24 protein-coding genes and 1 tRNA gene are annotated in these 23,970 nt (G+C 72.5%); 13 read left to right on the top strand and 12 right to left on the bottom strand.

Translation table 11 applies throughout. The features are described 5' to 3' along the window. The first annotated feature begins 11 nt into the window (after positions 1-11). Complete coding sequence (locus AWQ71_RS13750; RefSeq protein WP_084258862.1) at positions 12-536, top strand: hypothetical protein; 525 nt, start codon at positions 12-14, stop codon at positions 534-536. Between the two features lie 56 nt (positions 537-592). Here AWQ71_RS13750 and AWQ71_RS13745 read toward each other — a convergent pair whose 3' ends face one another. Beyond that, positions 593-907 carry a hypothetical protein gene (locus AWQ71_RS13745; protein WP_067132459.1) on the bottom strand — a complete coding sequence of 105 codons (315 nt, stop codon included), beginning with the start codon at positions 905-907 and terminating at the stop codon, positions 593-595. 155 nt (positions 908-1,062) lie between these two features. Between AWQ71_RS13745 and AWQ71_RS13740 the strand changes: the two genes are divergently transcribed. Both AWQ71_RS13740 and AWQ71_RS13735 read left to right on the top strand, forming a co-directional pair. Beyond that, positions 1,063-1,138 (top strand) — tRNA-Asn (locus tag AWQ71_RS13740). 127 nt (positions 1,139-1,265) lie between these two features. Next, the gene (locus AWQ71_RS13735) at positions 1,266-2,069 is read left to right on the top strand and encodes an enoyl-CoA hydratase-related protein (RefSeq protein WP_067132456.1); all 804 of its coding nucleotides are present in this window, start codon (positions 1,266-1,268) and stop codon (positions 2,067-2,069) included. 147 nt (positions 2,070-2,216) lie between these two features. On the opposite strand, the gene galK is transcribed toward AWQ71_RS13735, so the two are convergent. Continuing rightward, positions 2,217-3,338, bottom strand: a complete 1,122-nt coding sequence (galK, locus tag AWQ71_RS13730) for a galactokinase (RefSeq protein ID WP_067132453.1) — start codon at positions 3,336-3,338, stop codon at positions 2,217-2,219. Between the two features lie 72 nt (positions 3,339-3,410). Here galK and AWQ71_RS13725 point away from each other — a divergent pair, with 72 nt between their 5' ends. Together AWQ71_RS13725 and AWQ71_RS13720 are read left to right on the top strand one after the other, a co-directional pair. Continuing rightward, positions 3,411-4,283, top strand: coding sequence for a 1-aminocyclopropane-1-carboxylate deaminase/D-cysteine desulfhydrase (locus AWQ71_RS13725; RefSeq protein ID WP_067132450.1), 873 nt, complete (start codon positions 3,411-3,413; stop codon positions 4,281-4,283). Positions 4,284-4,334: 51 nt separating this feature from the next. After that, a complete protein-coding gene (locus tag AWQ71_RS13720) occupies positions 4,335-5,111 on the top strand; it encodes a maleylpyruvate isomerase family mycothiol-dependent enzyme (protein ID WP_067132447.1) in 777 nt (258 codons plus the stop codon). 12 nt (positions 5,112-5,123) lie between these two features. Here AWQ71_RS13720 and AWQ71_RS13715 read toward each other — a convergent pair whose 3' ends face one another. The 6 genes from AWQ71_RS13715 to AWQ71_RS13690 all read right to left on the bottom strand — a co-directional run bounded on the left by AWQ71_RS13715 (position 5,124) and on the right by AWQ71_RS13690 (position 12,258). Further along, positions 5,124-5,627, bottom strand: coding sequence for an HAD domain-containing protein (locus tag AWQ71_RS13715; RefSeq protein ID WP_067132440.1), 504 nt, complete (start codon positions 5,625-5,627; stop codon positions 5,124-5,126). Positions 5,628-5,804: 177 nt separating this feature from the next. Further along, positions 5,805-6,215, bottom strand: a complete 411-nt coding sequence (locus tag AWQ71_RS13710) for a VOC family protein (protein WP_067132438.1) — start codon at positions 6,213-6,215, stop codon at positions 5,805-5,807. Positions 6,216-6,401: 186 nt separating this feature from the next. After that, positions 6,402-7,328 carry a helix-turn-helix domain-containing protein gene (locus tag AWQ71_RS13705; protein WP_157570339.1) on the bottom strand — a complete coding sequence of 309 codons (927 nt, stop codon included), beginning with the start codon at positions 7,326-7,328 and terminating at the stop codon, positions 6,402-6,404. 106 nt (positions 7,329-7,434) lie between these two features. Then, positions 7,435-9,705: a protein translocase subunit SecD gene (gene secD, locus AWQ71_RS13700; RefSeq protein WP_067132432.1), complete on the bottom strand. Its 2,271-nt coding sequence runs from the start codon at positions 9,703-9,705 to the stop codon at positions 7,435-7,437. Between the two features lie 252 nt (positions 9,706-9,957). Further along, positions 9,958-10,422, bottom strand: coding sequence for a hypothetical protein (locus tag AWQ71_RS13695; RefSeq protein ID WP_067132430.1), 465 nt, complete (start codon positions 10,420-10,422; stop codon positions 9,958-9,960). A gap of 189 nt (positions 10,423-10,611) precedes the next feature. After that, positions 10,612-12,258 (bottom strand): AMP-binding protein, encoded by a 1,647-nt coding sequence (locus AWQ71_RS13690; protein WP_084258861.1) that lies wholly within the window; start codon positions 12,256-12,258, stop codon positions 10,612-10,614. Between the two features lie 363 nt (positions 12,259-12,621). On the opposite strand from AWQ71_RS13690, the gene AWQ71_RS13685 reads away from it, so the two are divergent. The 6 genes from AWQ71_RS13685 to AWQ71_RS13660 all read left to right on the top strand — a co-directional run bounded on the left by AWQ71_RS13685 (position 12,622) and on the right by AWQ71_RS13660 (position 17,816). Next, entirely contained in the window at positions 12,622-13,833 is a 1,212-nt protein-coding gene (locus tag AWQ71_RS13685) for an alpha/beta hydrolase family protein (RefSeq protein ID WP_245658272.1), read from the top strand. 294 nt (positions 13,834-14,127) lie between these two features. Beyond that, positions 14,128-14,316, top strand: coding sequence for a hypothetical protein (locus AWQ71_RS13680; RefSeq protein ID WP_067132427.1), 189 nt, complete (start codon positions 14,128-14,130; stop codon positions 14,314-14,316). 154 nt (positions 14,317-14,470) lie between these two features. Beyond that, entirely contained in the window at positions 14,471-16,672 is a 2,202-nt protein-coding gene (locus AWQ71_RS13675) for a carbon starvation CstA family protein (protein ID WP_067132425.1), read from the top strand. Continuing rightward, on the top strand, positions 16,669-16,854 hold the full coding sequence (locus AWQ71_RS13670; RefSeq protein WP_067132422.1) for a YbdD/YjiX family protein: 186 nt from the start codon (positions 16,669-16,671) through the stop codon (positions 16,852-16,854). Before AWQ71_RS13675 ends, AWQ71_RS13670 begins: the two co-directional genes overlap by 4 nt. A gap of 69 nt (positions 16,855-16,923) precedes the next feature. After that, on the top strand, positions 16,924-17,430 hold the full coding sequence (locus tag AWQ71_RS13665; RefSeq protein ID WP_067132419.1) for a MarR family winged helix-turn-helix transcriptional regulator: 507 nt from the start codon (positions 16,924-16,926) through the stop codon (positions 17,428-17,430). Positions 17,431-17,465: 35 nt separating this feature from the next. Next, on the top strand, positions 17,466-17,816 hold the full coding sequence (locus AWQ71_RS13660) for an MmcQ/YjbR family DNA-binding protein (RefSeq protein WP_067132414.1): 351 nt from the start codon (positions 17,466-17,468) through the stop codon (positions 17,814-17,816). Positions 17,817-17,856: 40 nt separating this feature from the next. Here the strand turns inward: AWQ71_RS13660 and AWQ71_RS13655 are convergent, their stop codons facing one another. Further along, positions 17,857-18,168 carry an ArsR/SmtB family transcription factor gene (locus tag AWQ71_RS13655; protein ID WP_245658271.1) on the bottom strand — a complete coding sequence of 104 codons (312 nt, stop codon included), beginning with the start codon at positions 18,166-18,168 and terminating at the stop codon, positions 17,857-17,859. 59 nt (positions 18,169-18,227) lie between these two features. On the opposite strand from AWQ71_RS13655, the gene AWQ71_RS13650 reads away from it, so the two are divergent. Further along, complete coding sequence (locus AWQ71_RS13650) at positions 18,228-19,241, top strand: questin oxidase family protein (protein ID WP_067132412.1); 1,014 nt, start codon at positions 18,228-18,230, stop codon at positions 19,239-19,241. A gap of 142 nt (positions 19,242-19,383) precedes the next feature. On the opposite strand, the gene AWQ71_RS13645 is transcribed toward AWQ71_RS13650, so the two are convergent. Then, a complete protein-coding gene (locus AWQ71_RS13645) occupies positions 19,384-20,502 on the bottom strand; it encodes an RNA repair domain-containing protein (protein ID WP_084258860.1) in 1,119 nt (372 codons plus the stop codon). A gap of 34 nt (positions 20,503-20,536) precedes the next feature. Continuing rightward, positions 20,537-22,324 carry an RNA ligase family protein gene (locus AWQ71_RS13640; RefSeq protein WP_067132411.1) on the bottom strand — a complete coding sequence of 596 codons (1,788 nt, stop codon included), beginning with the start codon at positions 22,322-22,324 and terminating at the stop codon, positions 20,537-20,539. 288 nt (positions 22,325-22,612) lie between these two features. Here AWQ71_RS13640 and AWQ71_RS13635 point away from each other — a divergent pair, with 288 nt between their 5' ends. Then, the gene (locus tag AWQ71_RS13635; protein WP_067132406.1) at positions 22,613-23,119 is read left to right on the top strand and encodes a DinB family protein; all 507 of its coding nucleotides are present in this window, start codon (positions 22,613-22,615) and stop codon (positions 23,117-23,119) included. A 637-nt stretch (positions 23,120-23,756) separates the two neighbouring features. Here the strand turns inward: AWQ71_RS13635 and AWQ71_RS13630 are convergent. Next, the coding region (locus tag AWQ71_RS13630; protein WP_169806564.1) for an HNH endonuclease signature motif containing protein at positions 23,757-23,970 on the bottom strand (214 nt) is incomplete at its 5' end.

Below are 23,970 nucleotides of genomic sequence, written 5' to 3'. Positions count from 1 at the left end.
GGCGGTGCCCCTTGGCTGGATCCTCGTTCTCCCGCGCGCTCTCCGGTCTCGCCGGAGCCCTCCTGGGCACCCGCCTGCCCTCCGAGGTGCGTACGGCCCTGGCCCTGGAACCGGGCGAGCGGCTACTGAGCCACGCGCGCACCGCGGACGGCGGGGGATACGCGGTCGCCACGACGCTGGCCCTGCACCTGCCCGGCGGTAAGCGGCTGCCCTGGCATCTGGTGGACAAGGCCACATGGGACGAGAACGGCCTCATCGTCGTCATGACGGACGGCGAGACCCACGCGGTGGCGCTGCCCGAGCCCGGCCTGCTGCCGGAGACGATCCGCGAGCGGGTCACCTCGTCGATCGTGGCGAGCAGGCACGTGACACTCGACGCGCGAGGAGGGGTGCGGCTGGTCGCCCGGCGGGTGCCCGGCTCCGATCAGCCGCGCTGGGACTTCGCCTTCGACCCCGGCCTCGACGCGGACGACCCGGGACTGCGCGCCCTCGCCGAGCAGGCGCTCGAGGAGGTGCGCCGCAGCCTCGGCGTCTGAGGCGCCGGCGGCCGGGGAGAGCGGCCGGCGCGCGACACGCGGACGGGGCGGCCGGATCAGGTTGTTCCGGGGTCGGGCCAGCCGGCCCCGCTGGGCACTCGCTCCGCCATCCATTCCTTGGGCTCGTGCTCGGTCTCGGGCCTGCGCATGAACGGGACCTTGCCGCTGAACTTGTCGCCCATCACGCTTTTGGCCTTGTCCGCGACGCGGGCCGCCTGGGCGCCCACCAGGCCCGCAGCCTCCTGGATCGTCGGGTTATCCGCCACCCGCTGTGCCAGGCGCTTGATCTCCTCGTACCGCTCCCGCCCGGCCCGAGTGCCAAGGACGTAACCGATGGCCAGTCCGGCGGCGAACATCGCCTTGTAGCGCATCTTCCACCTCCCCACTCAATGTCTCCGGCCTCCTACCCTGGGGGCCACGCTCTATCCAAGCGCAACCGATGTGACAAGAACCCCTCGGAGTGCGCTAATCTAGTTCCGCGCCGCAAGGAAGGCTGAAAGGCCCGAAAGGCGGAGCAAAGCTCCAATCCCGTGTAGCTCAATCGGCAGAGCAGCCGGCTGTTAACCGGCAGGTTATAGGTTCGAGTCCTATCGCGGGAGCCATCGGCCGAGGCCGGGTGATCGAAAGATCACCCGGCCTCGCGGCGTTTTCCGGCCCGATCCGGCGTCCCCGAGGTCGATCGACCGCCTCACACTGGTGTAGAACATAGTTCTGCGCAGGGAGGTCGACATGCCGATGCTGTCCGAGAACCACGACCTGGTGCTGTCCGAGAGCCGTGGCGCCGTGCGGATCCTGACATTCAACCGGCCGGAGCGGTTGAACGCCTGGACCCCCGATCTGGGGCGGCGCTATTTCGATCTCCTTGAGGAGGCCGACCGCGACCCCTCCGTACGGGTCGTCGTGGTCACCGGCGCGGGGAAGGGGTTCTGCGCCGGGGCCGACTTCCAGGCGCTCGCCGCCGTGGGCGCGGGCGAGGTGCCGGACGGGCCCGGGTTCGAGCTCGACCCCCGGCCCACCACTTTCCCGATCACCCTCCGCAAGCCGGTCATCGCCGCGGTGAACGGCGCCTGCGCCGGGCTCGGGATGGTCTACGCCCTCGTCTGCGACCTCGTGTTCACCGCCGAGGACGCCAAATGGACCACCGCGTTCTCCCGGCGCGGCCTCATCGCCGAGTACGGCCTGGCCTGGATCCTGCCCAAGCTCGCCGGACAGGCCCGGGCGATGGAGCTCCTGCTCTCCGGCCGCACGTTCCCCGGCTCGGAGGCGTACGCGCTGGGGCTGGCGTGCCGTGCCGTACCGGGGGAGCGGGTGCTCGACGAGGCCCTCGCGTACGCGGAGGAGCTGGCAACGCACAGCTCGCCCGCGTCGATGGCGGTCATCAAGCGGCAGGTGTGGGACGACTGGGAGCGGGGGCTCGACGAGTCGCGGGACCGGGCGGTCATGCTGATGCGAGAGTCGTTCGGGCAGCCCGATTTCTCCGAGGGTGTGGCCAGCTTCCTGGAGCGCCGGGCGCCGGGCTTCCGGCCACTCTGACCGCCTGCCGACTTCCGGGCGCGCTGTGACCACCCTCCGGGGCTTCCCGGCCCCTCTGACCGCCCGCCGGGACTTCCCGGGCGCCCGCTGTGACCGCGCCGGGCTTGCGGGCGCTGTGAGGGCCGCTCGCGCGGGCTCCGGCCGTCCTCAGCGGAGGCGGCGGGCGCCGGGCGCGGGGACGGCCTCCAGGAACGTGGGGGCGGCCCAGCCGCGCGCCTGGTAGGACCGCAGCACCTCGTCGCGGACCGCCGCCAGGCGCTCTTCCGGGACGAGCGCGATGGCGGAGCCGCCGAAGCCGCCGCCGGTCATCCTGGCCCCGCGCGCGCCGCCCCTGACCGCCGCCTCGACGGCCGTGTCCAACTCGGGGCACGACACCTCGAACTGGTCGCGCAGCGACAGGTGGGAGGCGTTCAGGAGCGCGCCGATCTCGCGTACGGCGCCCGCCCGCAGCAGGCCGATCAGCGCCTCGACCCGGTGGTTCTCGGTGACCACGTGCTGGGTGCGCCGGCGCTCGTCGCCGCTCAGCCGCGCAAGCGCCCCGGCCAGGTCGGTGACGTCCCTGAGCGCGGGCACGCCGAGCCGCTTGGCGGCGTTCTCGCAGTCCTGGCGGCGCTTCGCGTACTGCCCGTCGGCCAGTTCGTGGTGGACGCCCGTATTGATGATCAGCAGCCGCAGGCCGTTCGCGGCCAGGTCGAGCGGCACGGTCCGGCTGCCCAGCGTGCGGCAGTCGAGGAACAGCGCGCGGCCCTCCTCGCCGAGCGCCGACGCCGCCTGGTCCATGATCCCGCACGGCATCCCGACGAAGGCGTTCTCGGCCCGCTGCGCGATCTTCGCCAGCTCGATCCTCGGGAGGGCCAGGCCGTACAGGTCGTCGAGGGCGACCGCGACGGCGACCTCCAATGCGGCGCTCGACGACAGCCCGGCTCCTCGGGGGACATCGCCGTCGATCATGATGTCCGCGCCGCCGACCCGGTGACCCGCCTCGCGCAGCGCCCACACGACGCCCGCCGGGTAACGGGCCCAGCCGCGCGCCTGGTCGAGGTCCTCGACCGTCTGCTCCTCGCCGGGCGCCTGGAGCGACGCGAGCCGTACGACGCCGTCCGCGCGGGGGCTGACCGCGGCGGTCACACCCCACGGGACGGCGAAGGGCAGCACGAGGCCGTCGTTGTAGTCGGTGTGCTCGCCGATCAGGTTGACCCGCCCCGGCGCGTGCCAGACCCCCGTGGGCTCGTCACCGTACGCCGCACGGAAAGCCTCAAGAATCCGCATAATCGAACACTCCTCAACAAACGGCCTGAACGTAGGGTAGCGAGTCCCCGCACCTGTGCCAGCCTTGACGGTATGGAAGTCGCGGCAGGTCTGGAGGCGCCGGCGGCGCGGATCCCCTCGCCGATCGAGGAGGTGCGCGACGAGCGCCTCGGAGGGGTCCGGCTGCTGCTCAAGCGCGACGACCTGATCCACCCCGACATCCCCGGCAACAAGTGGCGCAAGCTGAAGTACAACCTGGGACCCGGCCCGGTGCTCACGTTCGGCGGGGCGTACTCCAACCACATCAGGGCCGTCGCGGCGGCCGGGGCGCGCTACGGCTTCGCGACCATCGGCGTGATCCGCGGCGAGGAGCACCTGCCCCTCAACCCCTCCCTGGCGTACGCGGTGGAACAGGGGATGCGGCTGACCTACCTGGACCGGTCGGCGTACCGGCGCAAGCACACCCCCGAGGTGATCGACGCGCTGCGCGCCGAGTTCGGCGAGTTCCGCCTCCTGCCCGAGGGAGGCAGCAACGCGGCCGCCGTACGCGGGTGCGCCGAGATCGCGCCGGAGCTGGACGCGCAGCTCGGCGGGCGGTATGACCTGGTCTGCTGCCCGGTCGGCACCGGCGGCACCCTCGCGGGCCTCGCGGCCGGGCTCGCCCCCGGCCGGAAGGCGGTCGGCTTCTCGGTGCTGAAGGGTGGCGAGTTCCTGGGCGGAGAAGTCGCCCGGCTCCAGCGTGAGGCGCTCGGCCGGGTGACGGACAACTGGCGGGTCGAGTGCGGCTTCCACTTCGGCGGCTACGCGCGGGCCACGCCCGAGCTGCGCGCGTTCGCCGAGGGCTTCACGGCGCGGCACGGCCTCCGCCTCGACCTCGTCTACGTCGCCAAGATGATGTACGGGATCTACGCGCTGGCGGGCGAGCTCGCGCCCGGCACGGTCGTCGTCGCCCTGATCACCGGTTGACCGGGGCTGGGGCCGTACCGCTTCCGGGACAGGCGGGGTACGGTCGGCGACATGACTGAGTTGATCTACGGCGACCGGTCCCATGAGGAGTACTGCGCAGCGATCGAGGCGGACGCGGCCCGGCTGGTCGCGCTGGTCGCGGAGGCCGACCCGGCCGCTCCCGTGCCCGCCTGCCCCGGCTGGACGATCGCCAAGCTGGCCAAGCACGTGGGGATCACCCAGCGCTGGGCGGAGCATCTGGTGCGCACCCGCGCCTCCGGGCGGGCCATGTCCCGCGACGTGCCGATGGACCGGCTGCGCGAGGGCGACGACCCCGCGGCCTGGCTCTCGGCCGGGGCCGAGCGGCTCCTCGCCACGCTGCGCGCCACCCCGGCCGGCACGCCGGTCTGGTCCTGGGCCGGCGAGCAGCGGGCGGCCTTCTGGTCCCGGCGGATGCTGCACGAGCTGGTGGTCCACCTCGCCGACGCCGAGCTGGCGCTGGGGCGCGAGCCGGAGATCGACGCGGCGACCGCGATCGACGGCGTGGACGAGTTCCTCGGCATCCTGCCGTACGCCGAGTGGATCGCGGAGCGGCTCGCGACGCTGCGGGGCGACGGCGAGACGCTGCACCTGCACGCGACGGACGCCGACGGCGAGTGGATGATCACCCTCGGGCCCGAGGGGTTCACGTGGGCGCGCGGACACGGCAAGGGCACGGTCGCGGTGCGCGGAACGGCGAGCGACCTGCTGCTGCTCATGTACGGGCGGCTGCGGCCGGACGGCGGCAGGTTCGAGGTCTTCGGCGACGAGACCCTGCTCGCCCGCTGGCTGGAGAACACGCCGATCTGAGGGGCCCCGGGTTCAGGGGCGGGCGGCCAGCCAGTCCCGGGCGCGGTCGATGTCGCATCCGGACAGCCCGCTCCGGGGGTCGACCTCGATCAGGAGGAACTCGCCGACGTCCGGGTGGCCGGTCAGGTACTCCCAGTCGGCGGGCGTGAGTTCGTCGTCGAACCACACGAACGGGCGGCCTCGGACATACTCGGCGACCGGCCCCGTCTTGAAGAGCGGGCCGTCCGCCGCGCGCGCTCCCGTGGTCACCTCGATCACGGGGAGCCGGGGCAGGCCGAGACGCGGGCCGATCTCCTCGTTGGCGCTCTCCTCCCAGGTGGTGGCCCAGACCAGCTCGGCGCCGGTGTTCTCGGCCAGGTCGCGCAGCTCCGCGCCGTGCCGTTCGTCGAGTAGCACCTGGTACGTGAGGCCGTCCACAACGCACTCATGCCTGGCGAATCGGGAGGAGGGGCGGTGGAACGGGTTGAGCACCCCGTCCACGTCGAGCAGCACCAGGGGACGGGCGGACGTCGTCACGATCTCCTCCAGGACGGCCGGTACTGCGCGACCAGTACACGCTACTCAAACGGCCACTCTTGGGACATAAGTCATTTGTGGGAGTTTCGTGAGATTTGTGCTGACCGGGGCGGCGGTGCGCGCGATCGACGTCGCGCACCGGCGCCCCGGTGGCCTGCCGGCTCGGGTCCCGCGCGCTCAGCCCTTGCGCGGCTCTCCGCGGTAGGTGCCGAACGACCAGAGGTTGCCCTCCGGATCGCGGACCGCGAACTCGCGCGAGCCGTAGTTCGTGTCCTGCGGTTCCTGGAGGACGTGCGCGCCCGCCGCCGTCGCCCGCGCGTAGAGCGCGTCCGGATCGTCCGTGACGACGTACGCTCCGAAGGTGCCGGGCCGCAGCGACCACTTGTCGCCCGGCGTGTCCCGGTCCGAGCCCAGCATGATGCCGCCGCCGGGAGGCCACGAGAGCTGGGCGTGATCGACCCGCTCGCCCTCGCCGTACACGGCGGTCTCCTCGAAGCCGAACGCGTCGACGAGGAAGCGGATGAGGCCGCGCGCGTCACGCGCGCGCAGCGTGGGCCAGACCTGGGGTGCCGGTGTGTTGTCCGTCATGCCGCCAGTCTCCGGCCGCACCCCCGCCCGGGCTTGGACGTTTCGGAATTCCTCAGCGAGCCGCCGGCTCTGCCGTCAGGAGAACTCCGGGAAGCGGGCGTCGGTCTCCGAAACGCCCGCGACGTGAACCTGACGTCGTCGGACTTCGCGAACGGCATGTGATCAGCGCAGTGCAGTGGGTGATCGTCAGGTGGGGCGATCGGCGGTGGGGGAGCCGGCTGTGAAGCTCTGGGACTCCTCGTCGAGCCAGCGGCTCGGGGAGCATCCGGCGAGCGCCCCGAACTCGCGGGCGAGATGGGCCTGGTCGTAGTAGCCGAAGGACGCCGCGAGCGTGGCGAGGGTGGGAGAGGAGCCTGCCGCGGCCTGGCGCTGCAGCGTACGGCGGGCACGGTCGAACCGCACCACCCGGGCCGCCTCCTTGGGGCCGAGGCCGATCTCCTCCTGGAAGCGCCGTCTCAGGTAGCGCGTGCTCCACCCGATTTCGCGGGCCAGATCGGAAACGCCGAGCCCGCCTCCGGTCTCCAGCAGCCGCCGCCACGCCCACGCGACCTCGGCGGGCAGGGCGGTCTTCGTGCCGCTTCCCGGCCGCCGTCCGCGGCCTGGACCCGCTCCCGGTTCCGGCGCCGAGCCGGACAGCCTGGTGAGCATCGTGTCGAGAACGGCGAAGCGCTCGGGCCACCCGGTCGCCTCCAGGAGGCGCTCGCGCAGCTCGTTCGCGGCGCCGCCGAGGACGTCCGTTCCGTCGAGGTCGGCGCCGGACAGCTCTCCGGCGGGTACGCCGAGCAGCGCTTTCGCGCCCAGCGGCGTGAGGGCGAGCTGGACGCCCGACTGACGGCCGTCATGACTGATCAGCGCGGGCGTGGTGTGCAGGCCGCCGACGAGGGTGTCGTACGTGCCGGGCGTGGCCAGCGGGTCGGGATGCGCGTCCACCACGAGCGGGTCGTCGAGTGTGACGATCAGCGTGAGGTACGGCGAGGGCAGCCCCCGGTGCCGGGCCGGGGGAACGCCGGCCTCGCGATAACCGATGTAGTCGGCGACGAATCCGCGCAACGGCGGCGCGGGACGCCTTCTTACGAACTCGGCCGTCGGGCGGCCGATGTCCGGATCAGCCATGGTGTCCATTCTCTCCCGCCAGTTCTACCGATGCGCTGAATTGGGGGAGCGCCGTTCTGAGCGCCCGGGTCGGCGGGGGCGTCCCGCCGACCCGGGCGTCGCCGGCTCAGACGACCGCGCCCGAGCCCTGGCGCGAGGGGGAGGCGCGCTTCTTCGCCGGCTGCGGCGGAGGCGCCGAGCTGCGCCGCTCGAACTCGACGGAGAGCGGAGCCGCCACGAAGGCCGACGAGAGCGTGCCCACCACGACGCCGATCAGCAGCGCGACCGCGAAGTCGGTGAGCGAGTCGCCGCCGAGCAGCGCGAGCGCGGCCAGGATGAACAGCGCGCCGAGGCCCGTGTTCACCGTGCGCGGCACCGTCTGCACCACGGAGGTGCTGACGATCCGCGCGAAGGGCGTTTTGGGCGACGCGCCCCACATCTCGCGTACCCGGTCGAAGACCACGACCTTGTCGTTCACGGAGTATCCGATGATCGTGAGCACCGAGGCCAGGAACACGCCGTCGACCTGTTTGCCCATCCAGGCGAACGCGCCGACCACGACCGCCACGTCCACCGCCAGCGCGAGCACCGCCGCCGTGCCGAAGGACCAGCGGAAGCGGAACGCCAGGTACGCGAGCTGCGCGGCGAGGGCCACGCCGAGCGCGATGAGGGCGTTGCGCCGCAGCTCGTCTCCGAGGCTCGGCCCGACCAGTTCGTCACGCAGCTTGGTGATCGGCCCGGCCACGCCCTCCAGCGCCGACTCGATCTTCGCCGCGTCGTCCGCGGTGATCTGGCCGGTCCTGACGGTGAGGCCGTCGTCCGATCGCTGGACGACCGCGCTCGGGAAACCGGCGTCCGAGACGGCCTGCCGCGCGGTGTCCACGTTCGCCGGAGCGGACGTGGAGTAGTCGGCGATGCGGCCGCCGGTGAACTCCACCCCGAACTCGAGCCCGCGTACGAACAGCCCGGCGAGCGCGACGGCGGCGACTGTGCCACCGATGGCGAGCCAGAGCCGGCCGCGCCGCATGAGGTCGGGGTCCTTCTTCGTCAGCCAGGTCCGGAGGCGGCCCACCGAGCCGAGCCCGGACAGAAGGGGACGCGAGCCGACGGCAGGCCGCCCGACGGCCCACTGGGCCAGCACCCGCGTGATCAGCATCGCGGACACGAGCGAGGCCAGCACACCGAGGGAGAGCGTCACGCCGAAGCCGCGCACGGGACCGGAGGCGAGGAAGAACAGCAGTCCGGCCGCGAGCAGCGTGGTGATGTTGGAGTCGGCGATGGCGCTCCACGCGTGATGGAACCCCTTCAGCAGTGCGGGACGCAGCCCCTTGCCCGGGGCCTCGGTGTACTCCTCCCTGGCGCGTTCGAAGACCAGCACGTTGGCGTCGACGGCCATGCCGATGGCGAGCACGAAGCCGGCGAGGCCGGGCAGGGTGAGCGTGGCGCCGACCGCGACCAGGGCGGCGTAGGAGATCAGCGCGTAGCATCCCAGGGCGATCGTGGCCAGGAGCCCGACCAGCCGGTACGCCAGGACGAGGAAGATCGCCGTGAGCGCCACGCCGATGATCGCGGCCTTGGCGCTCGCCTCGATGGCGGCGGCGCCGAGGGTCGGGCCGACCGTCCGCTGCTCGACGATCTCCACCGGCACCGGTAGGGCGCCGCCCTTGACGAGCATGGCGAGGTTCTGCGCCTCTTCGGTGGTGAAGGATCCGCTGATCTCGGTCTTCCCGCCGGTGATGCCGACGTTGCACGGCACGGTGTCGTTCACCTGGGGCGAGGAGATGACCTCGTCGTCGAGGACGATGGCGACCCGGCGCTTGGGGTCGCCCGCCGGAGCGCAGGCGGCCTGGCCGGTCAGCTTCTCCCAGGGGCGGTTGTCGCGGAAGTCGAGCGAGACGAACCATCCGCTGGCGCGCTCGGGGTCGATCCCGGCCCTGGCATCGCTGACCGCGGCGCCGGTCAGCCCGGCCGGGCCGAGGAGCAGCGTGCGGCCGTCCTCGTCGGGAAGGATCCGCTCGCCTTCCTTGGGCTTGGCCGAGTCGTCCGGATAGTCGAGCACGGGGTGGAAGGCGAGCTGCGCGGTCGTGCCGATGGTCTCGGCGGCCTTGCGCGGGTCGAGCACGCCGGGCAGCTCGACGATGATGCGGCGCTCGCCGGAGCGGGCGAGCGTGGGCTCGGCGACCCCGAGCGCGTCCGTGCGGCGGCGGAGCACCTCCAGGGCCCGGTCGGTCGCCTCGGCGTCGGCCTTGGTCGTCGGCGAGTCCCGGGTTTCGAAGACGAGCTGGGTGCCGCCGCGCAGGTCGAGACCGAGACGCGGCGACATGGTGAGAGCGAGGACGAGCGATGTCGCGATGACGGCGAGCGCCGCCAACGCGCGTACCACGGGGGCACGCGACATGAGAGCCTCCACAGGCGGAGTGGGATGACGCGCCGCGCAGGGCGCGTGCAGGCATACCGGGATCGGGACACGCCGCGCCGGGTACGCGAACGGCCGCGCGCGGGGCGGGACCAGGGCGTGGCGGACCGGCGCGACGCCCGCCCGCGTCGTGGACGGCGCGGGGAGCCGGAGCGTCGGCGTTCACCGATCGGAGAGCGTCGCGCGACGAGGGCGCGCGGGCATACCGGGATCGAGAGCGGGTGGTGGTCGCTCTCAGCCTGTGATGGGTGGCGCGCGCCCGGGAGAGACGCCGGGGGCGGCCAGCGGATCCGCTCTGCCGTCGGACGACGGCGCGGCGTCGACGCGCGCGGGCGCCGTCGTGGGACGGCGCCGGTCGGCGAGCACGGCCGTCTGGCCCGCTCCCGTGATGCCGCGGTTCGCGCCGATGACCGCCTTGTGCGGACGGCCGGAAAGATCGTGCGGGGCCGGGCTGTGGTCGTTCGGGTGGGGAGCCGAGTGGGGAGAGGCCGAGGCGTGGTCGTCCGGCTCGGCGGCGTGGAGTGCGGCGGTGCGCGACTTCGCGGGGGAGAGGACGGAGGACGCGGACGTGGCCGCGACGGCGGTCTGGGGGAGCGCGCCGAGCACACCCGCCGCCGGGACGCCGCTGACCAGGAGCGGCAAGATCAGGCAGATCAGCCATCTCGCGGGCCCGGCGAGGAGCGGTGATCGCTGGCGCACGGCTCCCCTCCTCCCCCGCGCAGACGTTCCGGTCAGCCTAACCAGGTCCACGAGCGGCAGAGAGCCGCAACGCCGCCGCGGGGCCGCCGTGGCCGTTCCGTGCTCGTCCCTTGCCCATCAGCTTTATCTGCGGCCCTATTTGCGGCGTTATCTGCCGGTTTTGTCGGTGGCCGGTGGGAGGTCAGCCGGTCATTGCTCCGGGGGAGCGGATTCGAGGAGGCGGTAGGACGGGGGCGTGCCGTGCCGTACGAACACGGGGTCGGCGGTGTGCCACCCCTCGTCGCGCAGCGGCCGCTTGATCACCTTGCTGGTGGCGGTGCGCGGCAGTTCGCCGATGATCCGGACGTACCGGGGCGCCCACTTGGTGCCGAGGTCCGGCTGGCGGGCGAGGAACCCGGCGAAGCTCTCCGGGTCGAAGGCGTGGCCGTCGGCGAGCACGACTGCGGCCATCACCTGGTCGCCCACCACGGGGTCGGGCACGGCGTAGACGGCGACGTCGGCGAACGCCTCGAATCGGGCGAGCAGCCGCTCGACCGGGGCGGCGGCGAAGTTCTCCCCGTCCACGCGGAGCCAGTCGCCGTTCCGCCCGGCGAAGTACCAGAAGCCCGCGGCGTCGCGGTAGGCGAGGTCGCCCGACCACACCCAGCCGTTCCGCACCCGGGCCACGGTGGCCTCGGGGTTCTTGTAGTAGCCCTCGAAGGCGGCGGCCCCGACCGTGTTGACGATCTCCCCGATCGCTTCGTCGGCGTTGAGGAGGACGCCCGCCTCGTCGAACTCCGCGCGCGGGCACTCCCGCAACGTCTCCGGATCGACGACGACGGTGCCCGCCTCGGCCACCCCCAGGGAGCCGGGCGGGGTCCCCGGTACGCGGTTCAGCCGTACCTCGCCCTCGCTGGAGCCGTACGAGTCGATGACGGCGCAGCCGAACCGCCGGGCGAACTCCTCGATGTCGCGGTCGGCCGCCTCGTTCCCGAAGGCGATGCGCAGCGGGTTGTCGGCGTCGTCGGGCTTCTCGGGCACCGCGAGGATGTAGTTGAGCGGCTTGCCGACGTAGTTGAAGAAGGTCACGCCGTACTTGCGCACGTCGGGCAGGAACGCGGACGCGGAGAACCTGCGCCGCAGCACGACGCACCCGCCGGAGGCGACGGCCGGCGCGATGCCCGCCATGATGGCGTTCGAGTGGAACATCGGCATCACGACGTAGAACACGTCGTCGGGGCGGAGCCCCCGCCGCTGCCGCTGCTGGAGGGCGATCCGCCCGAGCCGACCCTGGCTGCAGATCACCGCCTTCGGCGCGGACGTGGTCCCCGAGGTGAAGATCAGCGAGAAGTACGCCCCGGGGGCGATCCCGTCCCCGCCGGGGGCCAGGGGAGTGGTCCCGGCCAGCGCCTCGGCGTAGTCGCCCGAGTCGACGGTCAGGATCCGGTCGCGGCAGTTCAGCGCGAGGCCGTCGAGCAGGCCGTGCCGCCCGGTCTCGGTGACCAGGAGCCCGCAGTCGGTGAAGTCGATGTCGCGGGCCAGTTCGGCGCCGCGGCGGGTCGGGTTGACCCCGACCACGGTCGCCCCGGTCAGGGCGGCGCCGAGCAGCCAGAACAGGTGCTCGGGGGTGTTCTCCAGGAACAGGCCGATGTGCCAGGGGCCGGGCCGCCGCAGGTCGCGGGCGATCCCGGCGCGCCGCCGGGCCTCGGCGACGACCTCCCGCCAGCTCCAGCACCGGTCCTCGAACCTCAGCCCCGGCCGGTCGTCGTCCGCCCGCGCCGCGACCAGCTCGGCGAACGTGATCGGGCGGCCGGGGCGGTCATCGGCGAGGAGGGGCTGGCTGGCGTCCTCGGGCACTGGCGTCTCCTTGGCGGGTTATCGCGATTTATCCGCAGCCGTGTGGATCGGGGGGATCGGGGGGGATCGGAGGGATCGTGCTGGGGCGGCGTCCCGTGCCGTGCCGTGACGGGTCGGCCGGTTCGGTGGTCGTCACGTCGATTACCAGCCCATATGTGATCTTGTGGGCCTGATGTCCCGCTCAGTGGGACCTCCCTCCACGACGACGCCGCCGGAACCCGGACCGCGCGTTGTCGGTCCCCGGACGCACCCGCCGTTCCGATTCCGGGCGTAACCGCGACTCCGGCCTGACCCGAAAGTCGCACCAGCGGATGGATCCCAGGGCCGAGGTGATCGCGTCCGGGCGCCGGAAGCATCGTGGTCATGTCAAAGACGATCAACCGTGGCGCGCTCGCCGCCGGCTTCGCGTCGGTCGCGCTCGCGATGTCCACGACGGCGGCCGGCGCCGCCGAGCCGGTTCCCTCCGCGCCCTCCGCGGCCCCGGCCTCCACCCCCGCACCGAGCCCGTCCACGACCCGGCGCGCCGTCCAGGCCTCGGTACTGCCCCGGCCGACCGGCCCGCACCGGGTCGGCACGACCACGCTGCACCTGGTGGACGGCTCCCGCCCGGACCCGTGGGTACCGTCGGTGAAGAAGCGCGAGCTCATGGTCTCGCTGTGGTACCCGGCGAAGCCGTCCGGCGGGCGGCGGGCGCCGTACATGACCGCCGAGGAGTCGACGCTGCTGCTGAAGGAGCAGAAGATCACCGGCGTGCCCAGCGACGTGCTGAGCCGGACCCGCACGAACGCGATCGCCGACGCCGCGCCCACCGGCCGCAGGAACGGCCTTCCCCTTGTGGTGCTGTCGCCGGGGTTCACCTGGCCCCGCTCGTCGCTCACGACCCTGGCCGAGGACCTGGCCAGCAGGGGGTACGTCGTCGCCGGGATCGACCACACCTACGAGTCGTTCGGCACGAGCCTTCCGGGCGGCCGTACCGCGACCTGCGTGGCCTGTCCCGGTGCGTCCGGGGACCCTATTGTGTTCGGCGCGAAGGCGGCCAAGGGGCGGCAGGCGGACGTCTCCTTCGTGCTGGACCGGCTGACCGGACGCCATGCCGTCTGGAAGGGGAGCGAGCTGATCGACCGCTCCCGGATCGGCATGGCCGGGCACTCGCTGGGCGGCGCCAGCACGTCCTGGACCATGGTCAACGACTCGCGTGTACGCGCGGGGATCAACATGGACGGCACGTTCTTCGTCCCGATCCCGAAGAAGGGGCTCTCCCGGCCGTTCCTCATGCTGGGCGCGAGCGGCGGTGTCCCCGGAGAGGACCCGACGTGGGACCGCGCCTTCGAGCGCATGACGGGCTGGAAGCGCTGGCTCAGCGTCGAGGGAGCGGGCCACGGGTCCTTCACCGACTATTCCCGTCTCTCGGAGCAGATCGGCGTCGATCTCGGCACCCCGCTGAAGGGCGCCCGCGCTGTGGAGATCACCCGCGAGTACGTCGCCGCCTTCTTCGACCAGCACCTTCGCCGGCGGCCGCAGTCGCTGCTCGACCGTCCGTCCCGGCGCTATCCCGAGGCGAGGTTCTGGCGCTGACGGACGCCGGGGGCGCGGTTGCGCCGGGCCCTCGGTCGGTAGAAGCGAAATTTCCCCGATAAACGGGGTAATCCGGAACGCCTGATTCCGCGGCTCTGCGCATCAGGCCGCGGAAATTCCTGAGGGCGCCGGTGGTGAAGCCGTGTCGGATGGTACGGAAGATTCCTGCTGAGGTCTGCCCCGCATTTTCGTTGACGGTGCTCATTTGGGTACCTTGGTATTCCACGATGTGCCATATTTGTCCGGAATGTGGTTTTTCTTCTGGTGTCAGATTGCCGGGTGCCGGGGAGTGTCGTGTTCATGGTCGCCGCGTCCGCGTCCGCGTCGCGACGCGATCGGCCCGCCGAGGCCGTCCTGATCAGGACGGTCGTGGTGGCCGGGCTGATCGCGACGGGCGAGAAAACGGTGTCCACCAATTACGCGATCAATGCGATCGGTCATGCCCACCGCGCGCGGCGCGGGTATGGCCAGAACGCGCGCTGATCGTGAATGCGCCGCGCGCCGCCCGTAATGCCGTAATTGCGGGGGCGTGTGGTGACGGTAAAGCGGCTCCGCCTCAACCCCCGGGAGGCTGATCCGATCTTTTCCGGCGATCTCCGCGGCGTTCAGCCCTGCCCTGATTTCAGAAGGATCATCCATGTCCAGAATCCGCCCCGCCGGCGCGAAAGCCACGCCCAGATCCATCTTCCTGTGGACCGCCGTCGCGGCGGTGGGCGCGGTGGCCTGGGGTGTCCTCGCCCTGTCCCGAGGCGAGAAGATCTCGGCCATCTGGCTGGTGGCCGCCGCCCTCGGCTCGTACGCGATCGCGTACCGCTTCTACTCCCGCTTCATCGCCCGCCGGGTGCTCGGTGTGGACGACCGCCGGGCCACCCCCGCCGAGCGGCTCGACAACGGCGTCGACTTCCAGCCGACGGACCGCCGCGTGCTGTTCGGCCACCATTTCGCCGCCATCGCGGGCGCCGGCCCGCTGGTCGGCCCGGTGCTCGCCGCGCAGATGGGCTATCTGCCGGGGACCATCTGGATCATCGTCGGTGTCATCCTGGCCGGCGCGGTCCAGGACATGGTGACCCTGTTCTTCTCGATGCGCCGGGACGGCAAGAGTCTCGGCCAGATGGTCCGCGAGGAGATGGGCCCGGTCGGCGGCGCCGCCGCGCTGCTCGCGGTCTTCTCCATCATGATCATCCTGCTCGGTGTGCTCGCCCTGGTCGTGGTGAACGCCCTCGCCTCGTCGCCCTGGGGCACGTTCTCCATCGCGATGACCATCCCGATCGCCCTCTTTATGGGGATCTACCTGCGTGTTCTGCGTCCCGGCCGGGTCATGGAGGCCAGCGTGATCGGGGTGTCGCTGCTCCTGCTGGCCATCGCGGGCGGCGGCTGGATCGAGGGCTCGCCGCTGGCCGGCGCGTTCACGCTCAGCCCGCAGACCCTCGTCGTCTGCCTGGTGGTCTACGGGTTCTTCGCGTCGGTGCTCCCGGTCTGGCTGCTGCTCGCCCCCCGCGACTACCTCTCGACGTTCATGAAGGTCGGGACGATCGGGCTGCTCGCCGTCGGCGTGCTCGTCGCGGCCCCGCACCTGCGGAACGAGGCGGTCACGTCCTTCGCGTTCAACGGCGACGGGCCCGTCTTCGCCGGCTCCCTCTTCCCGTTCGTGTTCATCACCATCGCCTGTGGCGCGCTGTCGGGCTTCCACGCGCTCATCGCCTCGGGCACCACGCCGAAGATGATCCAGAAGGAGTCGCAGGTCCGGCTGATCGGGTACGGCGCGATGCTGACGGAGTCGTTCGTCGCCATCATGGCGCTGATCGCCGCGTCCGCCCTCGAACCCGGCCTGTACTACGCGATGAACGCGCCCGCGGGGCTGCTCGGCACCACCGCCGAGAGCGCGGCGGCCGCGGTGGGCAAGCTGGGATTCGTCATCACCCCGGACGACCTGCGGGCGGCCGCGGCGGCGGTCGAGGAGCAGACCGTGATCGGGCGCAGCGGAGGCGCCCCCACGCTCGCCGTCGGGATCTCGGAGATCCTGTCCGGCATCTTCGGCGGGGCGGGGTTCAAGGCGTTCTGGTACCACTTCGCGATCATGTTCGAGGCGCTGTTCATCCTGACCACCGTGGACGCGGGCACCCGCGTCGGCCGGTTCATGCTGCAGGACACGCTCGGCAACATCTGGAAGCCGATCGGGCGGGTGAGCTGGAAGCCCGGTCTGTGGGGCACCAGCGCGCTGGTCGTGCTCGCCTGGGGCTACTTCCTCTACTCCGGGGTCAGTGACCCGCTGGGCGGGATCAACCAGCTCTTCCCGCTGTTCGGCATCGCCAACCAGCTCCTCGCCGCCATCGCGCTGACCCTCTGCACCACGCTCCTGATCAAGTCGGGCAAGCTGCGGTGGGCGTGGGTCACCGCCGTCCCGCTCCTGTGGGACGTGGCGGTGACGCTGACCGCGAGCTGGCAGAAGGTCTTCCACGACGACCCCAAGATCGGCTTCTTCGCCCAGCGGGCCCGGTACGCGGACGCGCTGGCGGCGGGCAAGGTCCTCCCCCCGGCCAAGAACCTCGACCAGATGCACACGGTCGTCGTGAACTCCACCGTCGACGGCGTGCTCGCCGCGATGTTCGCGCTGCTCGTCCTCCTGGTCATCGGCAACGCCCTGGTCGTCTGCGTGCGGGCCGTACGCGCCCGGGAGCCGCTGCCGACCGCCGAGGCGCCGTACGTCGAGTCGCGCATCGTTGCGCCGTCCGGGCTGTTCTCCACCGCCGCCGAGCGGCGCGCGCCGGCGTACGCGGGAGCGGCCGAGGGTCCGGGGGCCGGCGCCGCCGGGCGCGGCGAGGAGGCGCAGACGCCGTGACGCCGCGTTCCCTGCTGAGCTTCGTCCGGTGGTACGTCCGGGAGATCACCGGGGAGGCGGAGTACGACCGGTACCTCGAACGGCACCGCGCCCACGCGTCCACACCGCCGCTCTCCCGGCGGGAGTACGAGCGGCTGCGGATCGACCGGAGGGACGCCGACCCCGGCGCCCGGTGCTGCTGACGCGCGGATCTCGCGCGGGGCGGTTGCCGGGCTCCGGTGCAGTTGTGACAGTACTGTTACATTGATCCTATGGAGACGATGCCGGAACACGCCGCCCTCGGGACCCTGCTGCGCCACGTGCTGGAGCTGCTCGACGGCGACGTGGCGAAGGTCTACGACGAGCTGGGCCTGCCGGACTACCGGCCCCGCTTCTCGCCGTACGTCCGGGTGCTGATGATCGACGGGCCCGCGTCCATCCGTGAGCTGGCCGCGAAGGTCGGCGTGACGCACTCGGCCGCCAGCCAGACCGTGGCGCAGCTGGCCCGCTCCGGCCTGGTCGTGCTCGAACCGGGCGCGGACGCCCGCCAGCGGATCGTCAGCCTCACCCCGCGGGCCCGCGAGATCCTGCCGGTCATCGAGGCGGAGTGGGCCGCGACCGCGGCCGCCGCCCGAGGGCTCGACGCCGAGCTGCCGATGCCCCTCGCCGACCTGCTCGCGGAGGCCGTACAGGCGCTGCGGCGCATGTCGTTCCGGGACCGCATCGCCGGGTCCGGACTGGACCTGCCGCCCGCGCCCGGCCACTCTGCTACGGAGTGAGCCGCGCGGGGCGGGCCGGAGAGGACGGGCGACAGATGATCACTGTGGACGACGTGCGCCAGGTGGCGCTGGCGCTGCCGCGCACCACCGAGCACCTGATCAGGGACCGGATCAAGTTCCGGGTCGGCCGGATCGTCTACGTCGCCTTCTCCGCCGACGAGACGACGATGGGGTTCGCCTTCCCGAAGGAGGAGCGCGCGGCGCTCGTCGCGGCGGAGCCGGAGAAGTTCCACCTGCCGCGCCCGTCCGACATGCGGTTCAACTGGGTCGAACTCACCACGGCCGCCGTCGGCCGGGCCGAGATGCGGGAGATCGTCGTCGAGGCGTGGCGCATGGCCGTCCCCAAGAGTGTGGCCGCCGCGCATCTCGGCGTCGTCGTCCGGTAGCCGTCCGCGGCCCTCGCCGGGCAGGGATCCGGCCCATGTGTCAGGCGTGCCCGGCCGGGGCCATGGCGGCGGGTCCGGCCGCCGATCTCTCGGCACCGGCGAGCCGCTGCATCTCGGACGCGATCCCGGCGAGCGTTTCCGGCACGAGCGAGTAGCAGATGGTGGTGCCCTCGCGCCGCGTACGCACCAGACCGGCCTCGCGCAGCACCTTGAGATGGGCGGAGATCGTCGGCTGGCTCACCGCGAACTCGTCGGTGAAGTCGCACGCGCAGATGTCGGGTTCGGCCGCGAGCCTGCGCACGATCCCGAGCCGAACCGGATGGGCCAGCGCCCGGAGCACCTCAACGTCCACGGGGGTAGCATATCGCCTGGAAGCTATATAGGCTTGCTTCTATATAGAGGGGAAGCGATATGGATCATCTCGATGAGGCGCTCGTCCGGCTGGCGCCCGCCGGCCCCGAGTACCGCGGCGGCCTGTCCAACCACGGTCCGATGGTCGTCGAGGCGCTGGTACGGCTCGGCGCGGCGGAGACGATCCCCGGCTGGGTCTCCGGCTATCTGCCGGAACTCGAAGACGGCCCGAGCCGGGGCGACCGGATCGCCGACTGGCGGGCCGCGCTCGGTGACCGGCGCCGGATCGGCGACTGGACCGCCTACTTCACCGAACGCCTCGCCGAGGCGCCCTGGCGCGAGGTGCTGACCGAGTGGTGGCCGCGGCTCACCCCCGGCCTGGCCGCCGGCGCCACCCACGGCGTGATCCGCACCTCGCACGCCGTCCGGGCGCTCGCCGAACGGGAGACCCCGCCCAGGCTCGTCGAGCTGGCCCAGGCGCTGGCGTACTGGGCGTCCGGATACGTCGAGCTGCCGGGACGGCCGCTGACCGGCGGCGCGCGCACGCTCGACCAGGCCGTCGCCGTCCTGCCCATCCTGGAGCTCGCGCCGACCGAGCGGATCGTGGCGCACCTCGCGCACCTGCGGGACCTGCCGGGGTTCCCCGCGACCGTCTCGTCCCTGCGGCCGCCGACGGACGTCGCCGCCGACCTGACCGAGCTGACCCGGGTGTTCGCCGGGGTGTTCCTGACCCATGGCAGGCACGCGCCGATCGACTTCATCCACGCGGTGACCGCGCCGGTGGCCGTGTCGTCGGTGCTGGAGCACCTGCCCGCCGAACAGTGGCGCCCGACGTACGACGCCCTGTGGCAGGTGGCCGCCGCGCTGTACAGCGGGTACGCCTACCGGGCGACGGTCGAGCCGCTGCCGGCCGACGCTCCGCAGGCACCGGAGGAGCTGGCCGGGCGGGCGGCCGAGACCGGCGACGCCCACGCCATCAAGCTGACCGAGGCGGCGCTGCGCCAACACGCGCTCACCGGCGACCCGGTCTTCCTTCACGCCGCCGCCCGTTCGGTGGAGCTGCTCGGCAGGTGAGGCCCGGACGACCCCGGACGATCCCGGCCGACCCCGGCCGACCCCGGCCGACCCCGGACGACCCCGGTCGGCCAAGGCGGGCTCAGCCGTTCTCGCGGTCGCTCTCTCAGGCGTTCGCGCAGAAGCTCTCGTAAGCGCTCTCTCAGGAGCTCTCGCAGGCGACGAGATCCACGGCGACGCCGTAGTGGTCGGACACGAACAGGCCGTCCGGGGTCGCGGGGGAGTCGCCGCGCAGTTCCGCCGTGACGGCGCGCAGCCCGCGGCCGCGCAGCAGCACGCGATCGATCCGCACCGCCCGGCCGGTCAGAGAGGAGATCGCCGCCAGCGGGTTCGCGCGCGGATCGAAGGTCGGCGTCCGGTCGTCGACGCCGTACACCTCGGTCCAGGCGTCCCGCAGGCCGAGCGCGTCGGCGGGAGCGTTTCCGCCGTCGTTGAAGTCGCCCAGCAAGACGAGGTCGCCCTCCACACCGCGCAGCGCGCCGGCGAGACCGGCCAGCTCGGCGTCGCGCCGGGACGCGGCGTCCTCCGCGTGGTCGCTGGTGAGGTGCGTGGCCGCCACCACGATCGGGCCCGCGCCCGACTCAACGGTGACGGCGGCGACGGCCTTGTGCGGGCCGAGGACGTGGTGAGCCGCCTCCCGCACCGGAAGGCGGCTGAGCAGGAGCAGCCCGGTGTCGTGCACGTCCCGGCCGGTCGGGTCCGACCCCAGGGTGTACGCGGAGCGGACCCACGGCGCGCGCAGCAGCATGCCGAGCAGTTCGCTCTCCACCTCCTGCAGCGCGATGACGTCGGCGTCGGCCCATTCGAGCGCCTCCAGCAGCAGCGGCCTGCGCCGGGACGTGTGGATGCGGTCGCCGTCGTAGCGGTCCCACAGGGTGTTCCAGGTCAGCACGCGCAGCGCCGTCCCCGGGCGCGCCCCCTCGCCCCGCACCGGGGGAGCCGGACGCCACCCGGCCATCGGATCCCAGACGTACGGCGGGCAGGCGGTGAACGACGGCTCGCGGAGCCGGCGCGGCTCGCGCACCCGCCCGGCCAGGGTCTCGTCCAGCCGGTCCACGCCGGAGGCGCGGTCCCAGACCGTCTCGCCGTCCGCCTCGATGAAGACGACGCGGTGCCAGGGGATGTCGCCTCCGGCCACGAAATCGGGAAGCGGCACCCGCGCGGGCGCGGCCCCGCGCACGTTGATCCCCAGCACGAAGCGCGCCGGATCGAAGCGCGGATCCCAGCGCACCCGGTGATAGATTTCTTCGCTCGTTCGCATCGGCTCAGTCCGTGTCAGTCCGTGTCAGTCCGTGTCAGTCCGTGTCGGTCCGTATCGGTCCGTATCGGTCCGTACTGCCGAGAGCTCCGCAGGTGTCCCGGACGCCGCCGTCCTGATCGGCGTACCAGGTGCGGTGCGCCTCCCACGGATAGGGCGGATCGAAGCGCCGGAGTTGCGCCGTGAGCACCTCGGGCGGCACCGCGTCCGCTCGTACGGCGTTGCGCCGGGCCAGCTCCTCGCCGCCGACCAGCATGACCGCGTGCGTCGTCAGCGCGTCGCGGCGGCGGGCCACCGCGTGGACGAGGGAGCGCTGCCGCCGGTTGAGGGAGGTGGCGTCCCACACAATCGTCTCTCCACCGGCCAGCAGCGCGTCGAGCCGGCGCAGGCCCTCGGCGAGGATCGCGGGATTCGCCCGCTGGTCCGACCGCGATCCGCGGGCCTCGCGCAGATCGTCGAGCGAGACCACCACGGCGTCGCGGTCACCGGACGCGATCTTCCGGGCAAGGGTGCTCTTCCCGCTGCCCGACGGTCCCACCATGACGACCAGCCGGGGAAACCGGCCCGACCGCCACCGCCAGGTCGCCGCCACGGCCTCCTCGGCGGTGGAGATCCGGCCCCGCGCGTACGCGTCCCGCGACTCGGCCCAGCAGCGGTCCGCCGCGTCCGGGGCGCAGCCGTCGAGCGCGTCCCGCAGTCCCTCGGCGAGCGGGCGCAGCGGGTCCTCCGCGAGCAGCCCGGCGTCCTCGGCGTGGAGCTCCGACCAGGCGATCTGCTCGCGCGCCTCGGCGGCGTCGCCGTCACGGCGGCCGGTCAGCGCGGCGGCGGCGACCGCGTGCAGGACGCCCAGGTCGGCCGCCGCCGCCATCAGCGCCAGGCCTGCCCGGCGCTCGTCGTCGGGGAACGGGGTACGCAGCCGGGCGTGCAGGCCGACGAGGTCGGCCACCCGCCGCGCGAGCCCCATGCCGAGCGGGGCCGCCAGCCGGGGCGCCAGCCACGCCCGGCGCGTGCGGTTGAACAGCGCCGCCAGCACACCCGCGAGCCGCGCGTCGCCCGTACGGCCCAGCACGTCGAGGCGGGCGGTGACCTCCGCGACCGCCGCCTCGTCCGGCACGGCTGTCGCGTGCTCGGTCGTCGCCATCCCCAGCGCGGCGAGAAGCGACGGCGCGGCAGGAGCGCCCCCCGAGCGGATCTCCCACAGCGCGGAGGCCGGGCCCAGGCCGTTGGGGACGACGGGCGCGAGCATCCAGTGCTCGTCCGTACGCACATGGCTCGGACGCACCCACTTGGCCACGCGATGGGGGAACTCCTCCCGGCGGAACCCCTCGACGGTCCGCACCACGTATCCCTCGCACCGCGCCGTGTCCAGGCGCAGGGCCCGCAGGACGCGCTCGTCGAAGACACCGCGCCACAGCACCGGAGGGACTGGGAGCCCCAGCCGCCGCGCGAAGCGTACGGTCGCGTCCCAGTCCAGGCAGCGGTCGCCGTCCCAGACCGAGAAGGCGTAGAACCAGCTCTCCAGGTCGGCGTACGCGATCGAGTGCCGGGCGTACAGGTTCTCGCCGCAGACCCGCCACCCGGGCGGGATCGAGCGGACGACCCTGCCGTGCAGGGCCTTGACCCAGGCGCGGGACGGGTGGTGCCCGGAGTCCGGCGACCGCGCGTGGACTCCGCCGGCGTGCATGGTGGTGTTCTCGCCGTCGAGCTTCTCGGTGACGACGACCTCCCGGCCCACCAGACCGGACACGCCGCCCGCCCGTACATCGTCCGCCGTCGTTCCGGGCGACCAGGGCAGGTGCGGGGTGCGAGGGTAGTGGACGCGCATGTTCTCGCTCTCCTGCTGATGACGCCCTGGCCTGGGTGACTGGCCGGGTGACTGCCCCGGTGACTGTACGAGAGCGAACACGGGCCGGGCCATCGAATAACCCGTGCGCCTCTGTCCGGGAGGAGCGTTATCGGCCGGGCTCCGGATCCGGGAGAACGGAGCGTTATCGGCAGGGGCCGGACCCGGGGAGTGGAGCGCCGTCGGCGGGGATTCGACACGCCGGAACGGAAGCGGCGATACGCCGATAATCCATCGATAACCGGATAAGTCGCCCTGTACTATGCGGGCATGATCGACGACCGTGTGCCTCCGCCGTTCATCGGCGACGAGCGGGCCATGCTGAACAACTGGCTCGACTGGCATCGCGGTACGCTCGCCGTCAAGTGCGCCGGGCTCTCCGAGGAGCAGCTCCGCGAGCGTTCGGCGTCGCCGTCGAGCATGTCGCTGCTCGGACTGGTCCGGCACCTTGCCCACGTGGAGCGGGCGTGGTTCCGCATCATCCTCGACGGTGAGGACATCCCCCGGCTGTGGGGCAAGGACGCCGCCCCCAACGCCGACTTCGACGACGTGGACGGCGCGTCGGCCGAAGAGGCGTTCGCCACGTGGCGAACCGAGATCGAGCGCGCCCGGGAGATCTCGGCCGGTGTGCCGCTCGACGCGGTGAGCAAGCGGCAGCGCCACGGCCAGGACTGCTCCCACCGCTGGATCCTCGTCCACATGATCGAGGAGTACGCCCGCCACAACGGGCACGCCGACCTGCTGCGCGAGCGCATCGACGGCGCCACCGGCGAGTGACCGCGCGCCCCCAGCGCTGAGGCCGAAAGCACCGGAACGGCGGCGAAAGGCTTCGGCCGGCGGCGGCCGCGGGCGTGCGGACGCTGTGCCGGGTCGGCCGCGGGTATGCGAGCGGTGGCGCGGGCACGGCGACTGGATGATCGCCTTCGCGGCCGAGTTGGTGTCGCCGCGGCCGACGTTCGACATCTGCACTTCCTGCACTCCCTGGTCGTCGAGGTCTGGCGCGGGCAGGTGTCGCAGCCGGCGGCGAAGGAGGGGCCCGGTCGGCTGCCCTCGTCGTATGGGTGACCCGGTCCGGGGCCGATGACGGCCTCGGCGTGCGCCTCGATGGCCTGCTCCGTCGAGGCGCACGCCACCGGGGCACATGGGAGTTCCGGCATGCGGATGCCCCGGCGTGTGGGCTCCGGCGTGTGGGGCGTTGGCGCGTGGAGTTCGGGCATGCTGCGGGCCCGGCCCGTGGGTGGGGCCTGATCATCGGGTGGCCGCCGCGATCAAGCTCGTCGATCACGGTGGCGGGTCACGGCTCGCCGTTCGTCGATCATGGATCGGGACTCGCGGCTCGCCGTTCGCGGGTCGCGGATCACCGACCGCGGGTCACTGACCGCGGATCGCGGATGGCTGTTCGCGGGATTGTTGGTCACTGTCTGTCGGTCCAGCGTCGGGGTCGGAGCTTGGAATAGCGGTGGAACCGCATTGAGACGGTCCCGTCCCCTTGATCGATCACTTCTACCCGGTCGGGGTGGCGGGACTTCCATTTGTTGTCCGCGGCGCACAGTGGTGCGAGGTTGTCCAGGTTGGTGCGGCCGGTCGGGTACCAGGGTTCGATGTGGTCGATCTCGGCCAGGTAGGCG

Origin of the sequence: Microtetraspora malaysiensis, assembly GCF_001528665.1 — a bacterium.
GTDB classification, from domain to species: Bacteria; Actinomycetota; Actinomycetes; order Streptosporangiales; family Streptosporangiaceae; genus Microtetraspora_A; species Microtetraspora_A malaysiensis.
The sequence above is the reverse complement of the archived record's forward strand: the minus strand, read 5'-3'. Positions and strand labels throughout refer to the sequence as shown.